Below are 13,008 nucleotides of genomic sequence, written 5' to 3'. Positions count from 1 at the left end.
AATAAGTTGGGCCATGATCCAGCAATAATTCAGCCGGAATTTCTAACTTAACTGTGTAAAATCATGTCAATTGAAATACGTTTTAAATAAGCAGAATGTCTAATTTTCCGCGAAAATGGCTGCCCTGTTGCACTTATTGTTTAAATAATAGGTGCTTGAAGGTTAATTTGTGACAGTGCTCAATTTTTTCTGGCTTTTTATCTTGTAATGGCGCACAATGCGCGCCTCTATAGTCGAGGCCCATGCTTGTGGTTGCTGTTGCAGAACCGTTTTATAGCCAAAGGGGCCCCGTTTCCGTTAGATCATTTATTGGGATCCCAATGCAAGAATCTGTTACAGAATTTCGCCAGTTAGAACTGGCCGACACACTACTATCCGCACTAGACTCAATGGGCTTCGTTGCGCCGACTCCTATCCAAGCGGCGTCTATTCCTCTACTACTTACTGGTACTGATGCACTAGGTAAAGCGCAGACAGGTACAGGTAAAACAGCGGCATTCTCACTGCCTCTATTAAACAAACTGGATCTTGGCCAGCATAAGCCACAGGCTATTGTTATGGCACCGACTCGCGAACTAGCGATTCAGGTTGCAGCTGAAATCAAGACTCTAGGTCAGAACGTTAAAGGTCTTAAAGTTCTTGAGATTTACGGTGGTGCTTCTATCGTTGATCAAATGCGTGCCCTTAAGAACGGTGCCCACATTGTTGTTGGTACTCCAGGCCGTGTTAAAGACCTTATCACGCGTGACCGTCTACACCTTGATGAAGTACACACGTTTGTACTTGATGAAGCTGACGAAATGCTGAAAATGGGCTTCGTTGACGACGTTACTTGGATCATGGAGCAAGCGCCAGAAACAGCACAGCGTGTTCTGTTCTCTGCAACTATGCCACCAATGGTTAAAGAAATCGTTGACCGTTTCCTACGTGAACCTGCGCGCATCGACGTTGCTGGTGAAAACCGTACTGTTTCTCAGGTAGAGCAGCAGTTCTGGGTTGTTAAAGGCGTAGAGAAAGACGAAGCAATGATGCGTCTTCTTGAAACTGAAGATACTGATGCGTCTATCGTATTCGTACGTACTCGTCAGGACACCGAACGTCTGGCTGACTGGCTATCTGCACGTGGCTTCAAAGCTGCTGCACTTCACGGTGATATTCCTCAGTCTCTTCGTGAGCGTACTGTTGATCACATCAAGAAAGGTGTTATCGATATCCTAGTAGCAACTGACGTTGTTGCTCGTGGTCTTGATGTTCCTCGTATCACTCACGTATTCAACTACGACATCCCATTCGATGTTGAGTCATACATCCACCGTATCGGTCGTACTGGTCGTGCAGGTCGTAACGGTAAAGCGATCCTATTGGTTCGTACTAACCAGATCCGTATGCTACGTACTATCGAGCGTGTAACTAAGTCTCGTATGGAAGAAATCCAACTTCCTCTACGTGACGCTGTTGCTGAAGCACGCCTGAACCGTCTGGGTCAGGAGCTGGAAGCACAGAAAGAAGAGTCAAGCCTAGAAGCGTTTGTTGAGCTTGTTGAGAAGCTACAAGAAACCATCGAAGTTGATGCTGCGACACTAGCTGCAATGCTACTTAAGCGCCAGCAGGGTAACCGTCCTCTGTTCTACAAAGGTCCGGACCCAATGATCGCTGCTATCGAGCGTGACAAGCAGCGCCGTGAACGTCGTCGTGAAGACCGTGGCGGTGAGCGTGGCGAGCGCCGTGAGCGTCGTAACTTCAACACTGCTGACTGGGATACTTACCAGCTTCAGGTTGGCCGTGAGCAAGGTGTTCAGGTTAAAGATATCGTTGGCGCAATCGCAAACGAACTTGGCCTAAGCAAAGAGTTCATTGGTGCTATCAAGCTTGCACCAGAGCACACTTACGTTCAGCTTCCTAAGAAGATGACCAGCGAAGTGGCTGCACAGCTTAAGAAACTACGTATCCGTCAGAACGAAGCGAAAGCTGTAGTTGTGGCTGACGATGTACTGCGTGAGCACCGTCGTGGCGGCCGTGATGGCAACCGTGATGGTAATCGTGGTGGCTACCGTGGCAACCGTGATGGTAACCGCGATGGTAACCGCCCACGTCGTGACGGCGAGCGCCGTTTTGACCGCAACCGTGGCGGTGACAACCGTGGTAGCTACCGTGGTGAGCGTAACCATGGTGCCCCTCGTCGCGACCGTAAGCCTCGCTTCGAAGACTAATCGACGCAGATTACACAATCTAGTCAGATGATTTGAGAATCCAGCTCCGAAAGGGGCTGGATTTTTTTATGCCTGTCAGTTGCCTCTTCTTTCAGTCATTCCAATGACTTATTTTTAATACCGCTAAGTCTGTATTTTGAGACAGAGATAATTGTCCCCTGTGGCACACCCTCTATACTTTCCCAAATGGTTAGTTATAGGGAATACCGAAATGACACCAGAAATTTCAACATGGTTAGCACGGGATCCTGATCCGGTAACACGTGAAGAGTTGCAGCAATTAGTTGATGCAAATCGCCAAACAGAGTTAGCAGAGAGGTTTTCTACTCGTTTGGCATTTGGTACGGCAGGGCTGCGCGGGATTGTCGGCGCTGGCCCAAATCGGATGAATCGGCTGGTCATTCATGAAACAGCATTGGGATTGGGCAAGTATCTGTTGCAGGTTGATCCGCAGTCGACAACGAAAGGGGTTGTGATTGGGTACGATGGTCGTCCAGATTCACGCCAGTTTGCCCATGATGCTGCCTCAATGCTTACCTCACTAGGTATTAAGGTTTACCTGACTGAAAAAGTGGCACCGACTCCAGTGGTCGCTTTTGGTGTCCGCCATTTGAGTGCGGCGGCTGGGGTGGTTGTCACTGCTAGCCATAACCCGCCAGCCTATAACGGTTTCAAAGTGTACTGGGGCAATGGTGCACAAATCATCCCGCCTCATGACTCTGGTATTGCTGCGCAAATTGATATTGCTGCATCAGAAGCTCTTCCAGAGCACTCAATTGAAGACGGGGAACGAGAAGGGCTGCTACATTGGCTCAATGGCGACTTCTATACCGAGTACCGTAAAGCACTCAATAATAGTCCGCTGTTATCAAATCATCACGAACCAGAAGCGCTCAGCCTTGCTTACACGGCAATGCATGGCGTAGGTGCTGAGTTGGCAGAATCCTTACTTGCCGATGCGGGATTTAACAAGGTTTACAGTGTTGCTGCTCAGCGTGAACCCGATGGCTCATTCCCCACCGTTAATTTTCCTAATCCTGAAGAACCTGGTGCGATGGATATGGTGATCGCAGAGGCAGAAAAACACCAAGCGATATTGGCTTGTGCGAATGACCCCGATGCGGATCGATTTGCTGTTGCGGTACGAGCAGATGATGGTTCATATCAAATGCTCACAGGTGATCAAGTGGGGGCTTTGTTAGGCCACTACCTTTTAACCCACGCAGCACCAGTACAGAATTTGGTAGGTACAACGATAGTCTCATCGACCTTGCTTAAGAAAATTGCCGAGTCTGTAGATGCATCTTTTTACCAGACATTGACTGGTTTTAAATGGCTCACCAATGTGGCGATGGACAAGCAGACAGAGGAGAGCCAGTTCTTGTTCGCCTATGAGGAAGCACTTGGCTATACCGTGGGCAATGTCGTGTGGGACAAAGACGGCTTATCTGCGCTAGTTGCTTTTGCCCAGCTAACGGCTGAACTTGCGTCGAAAGGCAAAACAGTTTGGGATCAACTTGAGTCGATTTACCGCGAACATGGCCTGTATATCAACGCCCAGCGAAGTATTGCGCTACAACCGGGTACACCTCCAATAGGAGATAGTTTGCGGGCCTCACCGCCAAGCCATATCGCAGGGCGAGGAGTTGCCATTATCGATGACCTGAAAACATCAACGCGTACTTACGCGGATGGGCAAACGAAAGCGATAGATTTGCCGCCAAGCGATGTGCTGATTTACCACCTTGACGATGATTCCCGAGTTGTCGTTAGGCCATCAGGTACAGAGCCGAAGCTTAAATGCTACTATGAGGTCATTGAGGCGATGAGCCACGAGGATTGTTTTAATCACGTGCAGCAGCGGGCAGAGGAAGCGATGAATGATCTGATCGCTAAGCATCAGGCATCGTTAGGGTAAAATCATTTATACCCAAGCTACTTCAATATACAGGCTCAGCCAGAACACATTTGTTCAGGGTTCTGGCTGCGCTGTATGTGCTTTCCAGCGCTGAGTATTATCCGCCCATGTACGGTGTAGATTATTGGTTGTTGCGCTGCTCGTTGATTTCAGCGTAAGTATGCAGCAAATCTGTCAGTACTTTTATCCAGCCAAATGCATCTTTCGGTGCATTGATAAGCAGCTTCTCGACCTGCTCGCAGTGCTGCTCAAGCGTAACCGCTTCTTCAAGGTTGAACGACATTGCATAGAAGTGCCATAGGATCAGGCGGGTCATGCGCTCGGTGTTCTGCTGGGCATTGTCTGATTCAGCAAAAGCGGCACTCACTTCACCAAGCGCAATGGCACTCATACGTAGCATGGCATCAAATTGTGCCGATTTCATGCGATCTTCGCTTTCGATCTCTTCCTGCTCAAAGGTAAAGATCTCTTGCATCATATCTTCAGGTACCATACGGCCGATCACTCGTAAGCTGAACTCTTCCAGCTCATGGCGTGGCATCGTCATCAGGCACTCTAGTTTGTAATCGCGTTCCATTGTATCTCTGCTTGGCTATCAGTGTGGGGCGCGTATTTTGCGTGATTTTACGCTTAATTTCCAGCTGTGTGCTGGAGTTAGTTTTTTTACAGGGCGCGCTGCCGGTGCTAGGAAGAGAATGCTTTGACAGATTACTGACAAAGCACCTTAAGCCTTACGGTATTGTCGGCGCGAATTTGTAACGAAAGCGACATTATGACCAAGCAACAGAAGCGCATTGAGCCTCAAATCACCGAGTTGGATATCTCATCATCTGAGTCCTCGGCACCAAAGAAAAGTGTTAAGCCTCGCCGCTCGTACCGTAAATTGAAATTTGCGCTACTGGGTGTATGCCTGCTTACCACTGGTGGTATTGCCAAAATGGGGTTTGATATTAACGATGAAGTGACAGCAAAGTTTGAGGGGCAATTGTGGCAGCTTCCATCAGTTGTCTATGCGCGTGAGCTGTCACTACAGCCGGGAGTGCTGGTCCGTTATGAAGACTTGGTCAACGAGCTGGAGGCGCTGAAATACCGCAAGGTCAGCAACCCAACCCGCCCTGGTGAATATTCTACGAGCCGCCTGACGGTGGAAATGATCCGCCGTCCTTTTGAGTTTCGTGATGGTCAGCAGGAAGCCAGGCATGTTGTTGTGAAGTTTGACTACTCCAAGGTCAAATCAATCACCGAGGTTGAGTCTAACCGCGAGCTTGGCTATATCCGTGTTGAACCCAAATTGCTTGGTATGCTCGAGGCGCAAACGGAAGAGCAGCGTATCTACCGTCCGAAGGAAGAAATGCCAGAAGACTTGATAGGCGCACTGATTGCAACAGAAGATAGGGACTTCTATCAGCATGATGGTGTCTCGCCTACGGCAATCGCGCGAGCTTTCATTGCTAACCTCAAGGCGGGTCGCACGGTTCAAGGGGGCAGTACGTTAACTCAGCAGTTGGCTAAGAATATGTTCTTGACCAGCGAGCGCAGTTTGTGGCGTAAGGCCCGTGAAGCCTATATGGCACTGATCATTGATTATCGTTACAGCAAAGATCAAATTCTCGATGCGTATTTGAATCAGGTGTATCTGGCACAAAGTGGCCGAGATGCCGTACACGGTTTTGAGCTTGGCTCGCGTTTTTATTTTGGCTTGCCACTGTCTGAGCTTCGTGTCGATCAACAAGCCTTGCTGGTTGGCTTAGTTAAAGGCCCGTCTTATTACAATCCTTGGCGCTACCCAGAGCGAGCCAAGAACCGCCGCGACCTCGTGTTGCAGCTGATGTTTGAAAACGGTGTGCTGGAAAAAGAAGATTATCTTGCAGCCGTTGAGATGCCACTTGATATTCAAGAAAAAGGCACTATCTCAAATCGCCAGCCGGCTTATTTTGGCCAATTGCAACGGGAGCTTGCTGCAAAAGTACAGAATTATCAGGCAGGGCAGGGACTGAGGTTATTTACGACTCTGGATCCACGTTCGCAGGAAATGGCCGAGCAATCAGTACGTAAGATCATACCGAAGTTAGAATCAAAAGCGGGTGACCAGCTTGAGACGGCTGTGGTTGTTGCTGATAGGGTCAGTGGTGAAATACGTGCCATGGTAGGGGGCTCGCGTCCTGGCTACGATGGTTTTAACCGTGCGGTGGATGCTAAGCGCCAAATAGGTTCCGTTGTAAAGCCAGCGGTCTATCTGGCAGCACTTGAGATGCCTAAACGTTTTTCCCTTGCAACTAGCCTACAAGATAGGCCATTGACCTTGAAAGGCCAAAACGGGGAAGACTGGTCACCGAGAAACTATGATCGCCAATACCGGGGTGAAGTACCGCTATATAGTGCGTTAGCAAAATCCTATAACATCCCGACAGTCAACTTGGGGATGGCCGTTGGCCTGGATGAAGTCATCAACACGATGGAAAAGCTCGGTATTGATAAAAATGAGGTACCGAAGTTGCCGTCAATGTTGCTGGGGGCATTTACCCTAACTCCGGTAGAGGTAACTCAGATGTACCAAACCATTGCCAGCGGAGGCCATAGAACTGAACTTTCGGCGCTAGGTGCGGTAGTGGATAATGAAGGGAAGATCTTGTACCAATCCTTACCTGTTTCGACCCAGGCGGTTTCTATGCAGGCGGCTTGGTTGACCATGTATGGCATGCAGCGTGTGGTTAGCGAAGGGACTGGGCGTTATCTTAATACCTTACTGCCTTCTTCACGCTTGGCCGGCAAAACCGGTACGTCAGATAGAGGCCGAGATAGCTGGTATGTCGGTGTTGATGGCCGTGAAGTGGTGACGGTATGGATGGGACGTGATGATAACAAAGCGGTGAAACTAACGGGGTCATCCGGGCCATTGCGGTTGTATGCAGACTATATACAGAGTCGTGATCCTGAACCGCTGGTTATACAAACTCCAGCTCAAATTACCGATTTTGATTACTACCGTGATCAGCGAGGGGTGTTATCGCAAAGCTGTGTGGGCAAAACCCACCTGCCAGCATGGGATCCACAAGGCACACTGAAACAAGGCTGTGTTAAGAAGGTAGAGACTTTCTTCAAGCGGTTATTTGACTTTAATTAATCGCGCTGATTGATAGCAGAAACAGTTCAACGACTGAATACCCCCAATCCATTTATTGGCTTGGGGGTATTTTTGTATTGCTTTGCAATTAGCAAAAATTGCTATCGGTTTATTGAGAATTGCAAATAAATCAATAAAAACAGGATCTTAATTTCATGTCTGAGTTGGCTTACAAATTGCCTAATTGTTCGTATAGATCAAAAGGAGTGAGCAATGAGTATAGTCGCAGGCATTTTTTCAACTCGCTGGACACCAGAGCTAACAGCAGTTAAGCACAACATCGAAAAGCATATATCACGTAATCAAGATGATATCCGTAAGAACTATTCAGATCCTTCTCTGTTTCTTTGTCATGTCGATTACCATAGCTTTGGGAAGCCAGCCATGTTGGACGGAGAGCACAGTTTTATTGTTACAGCAGGCCACCCGTTGCTTTCTTCTTGCTTGGAAGAGGATTTAGAGTGCCTTCTGGAATCTAATGAACCGGAGAAATTATTACTCGAAGGTGAGGGGACGTTTTGTGCTTTTCACTATCTCAAAAAGTCGTGCTGCTTAAACATATATACAGACAGCTTGGCGATACGCCCTTATTACTTCATGCATTATAAGGGTTCGGTCATTTTCAGTACTTGCCTGCGGATATTCCCTGAACTCGGCATTCCCATCGATAACAACCTTGAAGCGTTGACTGAAATTGCAACTTTGGGCTATCCACTTGGTAGTAAAACTCCTTATAACCAAGTACTTGCTTCACGGCCAGGAGAAATGCTGCAGATCACGGTTGCAAAACATCCTGAGCTTGAGGTTTGTGTTAACCGAGAACGCTATTTCAAGTGGTCTAATTATGATGTCAAAGCCGGCTCGCTTGAGGAAGGGCTTTCAAATTTAGACACCGGCTTCAAACAGGCCGTTGAGCGTTACCTTGGTGCTGACACTGCTGTTATCAGTACATTATCCGGTGGGTTGGATTCACGCATCATAGCGACGGAGCTGAAAAGGCGTGGTGTAGAGTTAGAGTGCTTGAACTTTTCCCGCAATCATTCCCAAGATGCCTCATATGGTCAGGAGTTTGCTGCCTATCATCAAATTCCCCTCCATAGTATTCGAGTGACTGATACCCAGGAGCTGACTGTTGAGCAACGGCTTGGCAAGCATTGGCAATCAGAGTGCTTTGAATATTATGACAAATTACCTCGTCCAAGGCTTTTTTGGTCTGGGAATGGTGGCAGTGTCTGTGTTGGCCAAATCTATACGGGCGAAGCCATTGTCGAGGCATGCAAACAAGACGATCTTGAGCAGTTGGTTGACTGTTATTTAGAGCAGCAGATGGCATATATTCCTCAGCGCCTAATAAAGCAAGGCGCAATGTTTCAGCAGCGACTGCGGGAGAACATTATAGATAGTTTCAGGGAGTATGCGCATTTACCGCTGTTAAAAGCCTACCAATTATTCTTGTGGGAAAATGATCAGCATCATCATGTCGCCTTGCCATTTGAAGATATGGATCTTTTTCAGTTGGATTTCTGCTTACCGTACTACAGCAAATCAGTGTTGGCAGCAATGTTTTCGATGGATACTCACTGGGCGTTGAAACATGGTATCTACATGGAATGGTTGCAGCAGTATTATCCTCAAGCTTTAAAAACGCCCTGGCAGACATATCCCGGCCATATTCCATGCCCAATTGACGTAGATAAACCTAAAGCAAATCAGTGGCAGTTTTCTTTGCCGACAAAGACCAAAAATCAGTTGCTCCGTGAGGGCTTTTCTACAGTATTCAGTGAAAATGCCACGGTGTTCAATCGCTCGGTATTGGGTATGCAGTGTCTATTAACAGCATTAAGGTTATATGACTGTACGCCCGGGCTGACCATGGTCAAGCGGATGAATACTTTCATGCTTTGACTTGGGAATCGCGATGTTATCGGCTAGAATGCACCGCTTGTTAAAACGTTCGGAAAATACACATGCGATTACTGAAAGCGACCGTGCATCCTGATTTACAACATTTAGGAACGTCTGAGCTTCATCAAAATACGTTTCACCGTAAGGCGGCACGAGGCATCATTCTCAATGGTGGCAATATCTTAATGCTGTATACCGAGCGTTACCACGATTACACCTTACCTGGTGGTGGTATCGATGAGGGTGAAGATGCCATCGAAGGTTTGATCCGCGAACTGGAAGAAGAGACTGGCGCGCAGAACATTCGTGATATTCGTGAGTTTGGCATTTACGAAGAGTATCGTCCTTGGTACAAGCCTGATTTTAATATCATGCACATGCTTTCTTACTGCTATGTCTGTACGATCGATGAGAAACTTGGCGATACCAAGTTGGAAGATTATGAAGTGAAAAACGGCATGAAGCCGGTTTGGATCAATATCTTTGATGCCATTGCTCACAATGAGCACACCATCGCTAACAGCAAAAAGAAAGGCATGTCGATTGAGCGTGAAACCTTCTTGTTGAAAACCATTGCCGCCGAGCTTCTTGGTCAGGAAATGCCTGAAGCGAGTGCTTTTGAATTGAAAGCGGCTAGCTAATCAAGCGACTGGTAACAGACATAGAATATTTTCCTTTGAACGGTCTCTTATGAGGCCGTTTTTTTATGGTCGGAGAAAGATAGCTTTTCTAGACATGCCATAGCATTTTATTTCTGCTGCTTGGGATAGCTGAGAGTTACTGTTGAGTAGTGTGATCCTTTGCGTTGTTGGTGAAATACTGCATGATTAATGTCACGTAAAGTACCTTTTGGAGAAAAATTTGCTAAAAGCCAAGCTAAGGATAGGCTAAATAAGAAAACATTTTCCTCAAGATAGCTGTACATTAGCCTTATAAATCCTACGGCTTATCTTTCCTCGTTTTGCATTTCAATAAGCCCGTAGCCCTACCGAATAGCATAAAGGTGATGAACATGAAAAAGCATCTATGGAATGGTTTCATTGAAACTGTAAAGCGTGAAGTTGTCCCGGCGCTGGGTTGTACCGAGCCTGTTTCTGTTGCGTTGGCCGCTGCTCTAGCAACGCGCGAATTGGGGGGCATTCCAACCCAAATTGATGCTTTTGTTTCACCTAACTTGATGAAAAATGGTATGGGTGTTGGTGTACCTGGTACCGGAATGGTCGGTTTGCCAATTGCTGCAGCAGTGGGAGCCCTCGCGGGTGATGCCGATGCTGGGCTTGAAGTGCTGAAAAAAATTACCCCTGCAGATGTCGAAAAAGCCAAGGTGATGCTGGATAGCCAATCAGTATCTGTAGGCGTGGCCGATGTCAGCAATATCCTGTTTGCCAAAGTGACTGTTGGCAACGGTACTGACTCTGTAACCGTGATCATTGCAGATAGTCACACACGTGTTGTGTCTATTGAAAAAAATGACCAGGTGTTGTTTATAGCCGATCAAACAGATGCAGCACAGCCTGCAGCAAAAGAGAATATTTTCGAGCAAGCAACAGCCCACGATATGTTTGAGTTTGCATTAAACGCGCCGATTGGAGATATCGACTTTATCTCACAGGCATACTTGCTAAACGATGAGCTGTCGAAAGAGGGCCTGACAGGCAAATATGGCCTGCAAATCGGCGCGACATTCCAGCGTAATGTGGATCGTGGTTTACTGTCAGGTGGTCTATTGACGGACATTCTTCGTCGTACATCAGCCGCATCTGACGCCCGTATGGACGGTGCGATGAAACCGGCAATGAGCAACTCAGGATCAGGTAACCAAGGTATCGCTGCAACGATGCCGGTCGTGGTGGTGGCTGAGCATGTAAAAGCGGATCATGAAACAACCATTCGCGCTCTAATGTTGTCTCATTTGATGGCTATCTATATCAAGAGCTATCAAAATAAATTGTCAGCCCTTTGCGGGGCAACCACTGCTTCTATGGGTGCAGTTGCGGGTATGACTTGGTTGCTTGGAGGTCAGTTTAGCCACATTAGCAACGCAATTTGCAGCATGATTGGCGATATTACAGGTATTATTTGTGATGGTGCCAAAACAAGCTGTGCGATGAAAGTGTCATCGTCTGCAAGCGCAGCGATTAAAGCAGCTTTGATGGCGCTCGATGGCATTCGAGTTACAGGTAATGAAGGTATTGTTGCTGATGATGTTGATGCTTCAATTCGCAATATGTCAGCACTAGCCAACGGCGCAATGACCCAAACCGATGTTCAGATCTTGGAGATCATGGTTCATAAATGATCACTATCTAGTGCGTCGCAAATAGTGAAGAAGGGCACCAAGGTGCTCTTTTTTTATCCTTTGAATATGGCCTGCGGCGAAGAGGGGGTGACCTCAGAAAAACTTGAACCCGGTGTCAATGACTTTATCTTGGCAATGAAGTCTAGCCGAATTTTGGTGTACTGGTATTGGGTTTTACACACCAGCCATTGAGAGCGGTCAGGGTGGATCTCTGTGTTGATACATTGTCCTTCTACAGTGCTGTCATCCGTGAGTTCGAGTAGGACGTCATAATGGGCATCGCAGGCTTGTTCGAGATAATTTTGCAGCGTGTAGTCTATGGGTTGGTATCTATTGGTCATAACGCGGTCTCTGTCATTAGGGGCTGCGTTGTTGTTATGGCCCCAAGTTGAGTTGAAGTTGGATCAAGATTCCATCGCCACCACATAAAAGCGTAGTCAAAAATGAGAATCTCGCTTAAAACTGAAACAACTTGAAATGATTTAATGGATGAATAATCGTTTAGGGGTAGAGGCCACTACCCAATCGTAGTGACCTCTGGGGGGAAGTTTAAACAGCGATGCTTGCAGGCTGTAGGTATTGCTGCCACGCATCGTGATACAGTGCCTTCGAAGTCGCACGAAGCTTGTTGATTTGAGCCACTTCAAATTCACTCTGTGGGCGACTCTGGCTTAGCGCGGTACGCTCGATGTGCTGAATTTGCTCGTAAATCTTGTGCTCTTCACCATTTTTTACGTCAGAAATGGCATCCAGGTGCAACTGAACTTCAGCAATCATTTCAGAGCCAGGCAGCTGAACCAGCAGTTTTATATCACGGTAGCCTGAGTCTGTTGGTGATTTAAAGCGGTTTTTGACCGATACAATAGTTGCCTCTTTACTAATCAGCTCAAAAGCATGGACTAGAGCTGGAATATCGTCAGCGACTAGGGATGCGCGTGCAAGGTCGGTGATCTTGCTGGCATCGCCATTGAGCTCGGTGGCGATTTTCTTTTCGGCTCGTTCGCGCGACTTCACATCGGGCATAAGGATATTGGTGTTTGTCATCAGACCCACTTCATTCATCAGGTTTGCCAGTTCCTGTTGGGCTGAAGGAGCCACGTTGTATAAATCTTCAAAATTTTTGTGTGGCTGCTGGATATCAGCAGCGCGCCAGCTCTCAATGCTATAAAGACCGCTCAGGCTTTTCTGGAACGACTTTTTACTGGCTTCTGAATGCTTTGGTAATACCTCATAATCTTGCCCAGAGTAGTCTGCCATCAATGGTGTTGCCATCGCTGACCCACGGGTCAGGAAAAACAGAACAAAACACGTTCGAAGTACAGATTTCAAATCCATCAAACAACTCCTTGGTTGCCCGATCACATCGGGCATCATACGTAAAAAGGTGCATCTCAGCGGGTAAGAACCTGCTCAGAAAAAGCGACGTATTTATTTGAGTTGCTAGCTACTCTACGCTTGCTAGATTAGCAAAGTTATCTGAACGCTGGATGAATTTTGAAAATTCATTGATGAGAGTTAACAAACTGCTGACAGAAGAAGTGGTGGCTGTGGT

At 47.2% G+C, this 13,008-nt stretch carries 9 protein-coding genes; 6 read left to right on the top strand and 3 right to left on the bottom strand.

Going from position 1 to position 13,008, the window contains the following annotated elements:
* Window positions 1–320: 320 nt before the first annotated feature.
* Complete coding sequence (locus tag R2X38_RS15080; RefSeq protein WP_317523125.1) at window positions 321–2,210, top strand: DEAD/DEAH box helicase; 1,890 nt, start codon at window positions 321–323, stop codon at window positions 2,208–2,210.
* Window positions 2,211–2,421: 211 nt separating this feature from the next.
* Window positions 2,422–4,128, top strand: a complete 1,707-nt coding sequence (locus R2X38_RS15075; RefSeq protein ID WP_317523124.1) for a phospho-sugar mutase — start codon at window positions 2,422–2,424, stop codon at window positions 4,126–4,128.
* 121 nt (window positions 4,129–4,249) lie between these two features.
* On the opposite strand, the gene R2X38_RS15070 is transcribed toward R2X38_RS15075, so the two are convergent.
* Window positions 4,250–4,705, bottom strand: a complete 456-nt coding sequence (locus R2X38_RS15070) for an exoribonuclease R (protein WP_317523123.1) — start codon at window positions 4,703–4,705, stop codon at window positions 4,250–4,252.
* Window positions 4,706–4,900: 195 nt separating this feature from the next.
* On the opposite strand from R2X38_RS15070, the gene mrcB reads away from it, so the two are divergent.
* The 4 genes from mrcB to R2X38_RS15050 all read left to right on the top strand — a co-directional run bounded on the left by mrcB (window position 4,901) and on the right by R2X38_RS15050 (window position 11,456).
* Window positions 4,901–7,252, top strand: a complete 2,352-nt coding sequence (mrcB, locus tag R2X38_RS15065) for a penicillin-binding protein 1B (RefSeq protein WP_317523121.1) — start codon at window positions 4,901–4,903, stop codon at window positions 7,250–7,252.
* A gap of 213 nt (window positions 7,253–7,465) precedes the next feature.
* Window positions 7,466–9,157, top strand: coding sequence for an asparagine synthase-related protein (locus tag R2X38_RS15060; protein ID WP_317523120.1), 1,692 nt, complete (start codon window positions 7,466–7,468; stop codon window positions 9,155–9,157).
* A 62-nt stretch (window positions 9,158–9,219) separates the two neighbouring features.
* Window positions 9,220–9,798 (top strand): NUDIX hydrolase, encoded by a 579-nt coding sequence (locus R2X38_RS15055; protein WP_317523119.1) that lies wholly within the window; start codon window positions 9,220–9,222, stop codon window positions 9,796–9,798.
* A 371-nt stretch (window positions 9,799–10,169) separates the two neighbouring features.
* Entirely contained in the window at window positions 10,170–11,456 is a 1,287-nt protein-coding gene (locus tag R2X38_RS15050) for a serine dehydratase subunit alpha family protein (RefSeq protein ID WP_317523118.1), read from the top strand.
* Between the two features lie 53 nt (window positions 11,457–11,509).
* On the opposite strand, the gene R2X38_RS15045 is transcribed toward R2X38_RS15050, so the two are convergent.
* A complete protein-coding gene (locus R2X38_RS15045; RefSeq protein WP_317523117.1) occupies window positions 11,510–11,797 on the bottom strand; it encodes a Rho-binding antiterminator in 288 nt (95 codons plus the stop codon).
* Window positions 11,798–12,005: 208 nt separating this feature from the next.
* Window positions 12,006–12,785, bottom strand: coding sequence for a RelA/SpoT domain-containing protein (locus tag R2X38_RS15040; protein WP_317523263.1), 780 nt, complete (start codon window positions 12,783–12,785; stop codon window positions 12,006–12,008).
* Window positions 12,786–13,008: the final 223 nt, after the last annotated feature.

Source organism: Photobacterium rosenbergii (genome assembly GCF_033022775.1).
Classification (GTDB): Bacteria; Pseudomonadota; Gammaproteobacteria; order Enterobacterales; family Vibrionaceae; genus Photobacterium; species Photobacterium rosenbergii_A.
This window is presented reverse-complemented; position numbering and strand designations above follow the sequence as displayed.

Coding starts and splice junctions, on each gene's coding strand:
- R2X38_RS15080 (WP_317523125.1), top strand. CDS start 321: ATGCAAGAATCTGTTACAGAATTTCGCCAGTTAGAACTGGCCGACACA.
- R2X38_RS15075 (WP_317523124.1), top strand. CDS start 2,422: ATGACACCAGAAATTTCAACATGGTTAGCACGGGATCCTGATCCGGTA.
- R2X38_RS15070 (WP_317523123.1), bottom strand. CDS start 4,705: ATGGAACGCGATTACAAACTAGAGTGCCTGATGACGATGCCACGCCAT.
- mrcB (WP_317523121.1), top strand. CDS start 4,901: ATGACCAAGCAACAGAAGCGCATTGAGCCTCAAATCACCGAGTTGGAT.
- R2X38_RS15060 (WP_317523120.1), top strand. CDS start 7,466: ATGAGTATAGTCGCAGGCATTTTTTCAACTCGCTGGACACCAGAGCTA.
- R2X38_RS15055 (WP_317523119.1), top strand. CDS start 9,220: ATGCGATTACTGAAAGCGACCGTGCATCCTGATTTACAACATTTAGGA.
- R2X38_RS15050 (WP_317523118.1), top strand. CDS start 10,170: ATGAAAAAGCATCTATGGAATGGTTTCATTGAAACTGTAAAGCGTGAA.
- R2X38_RS15045 (WP_317523117.1), bottom strand. CDS start 11,797: ATGACCAATAGATACCAACCCATAGACTACACGCTGCAAAATTATCTC.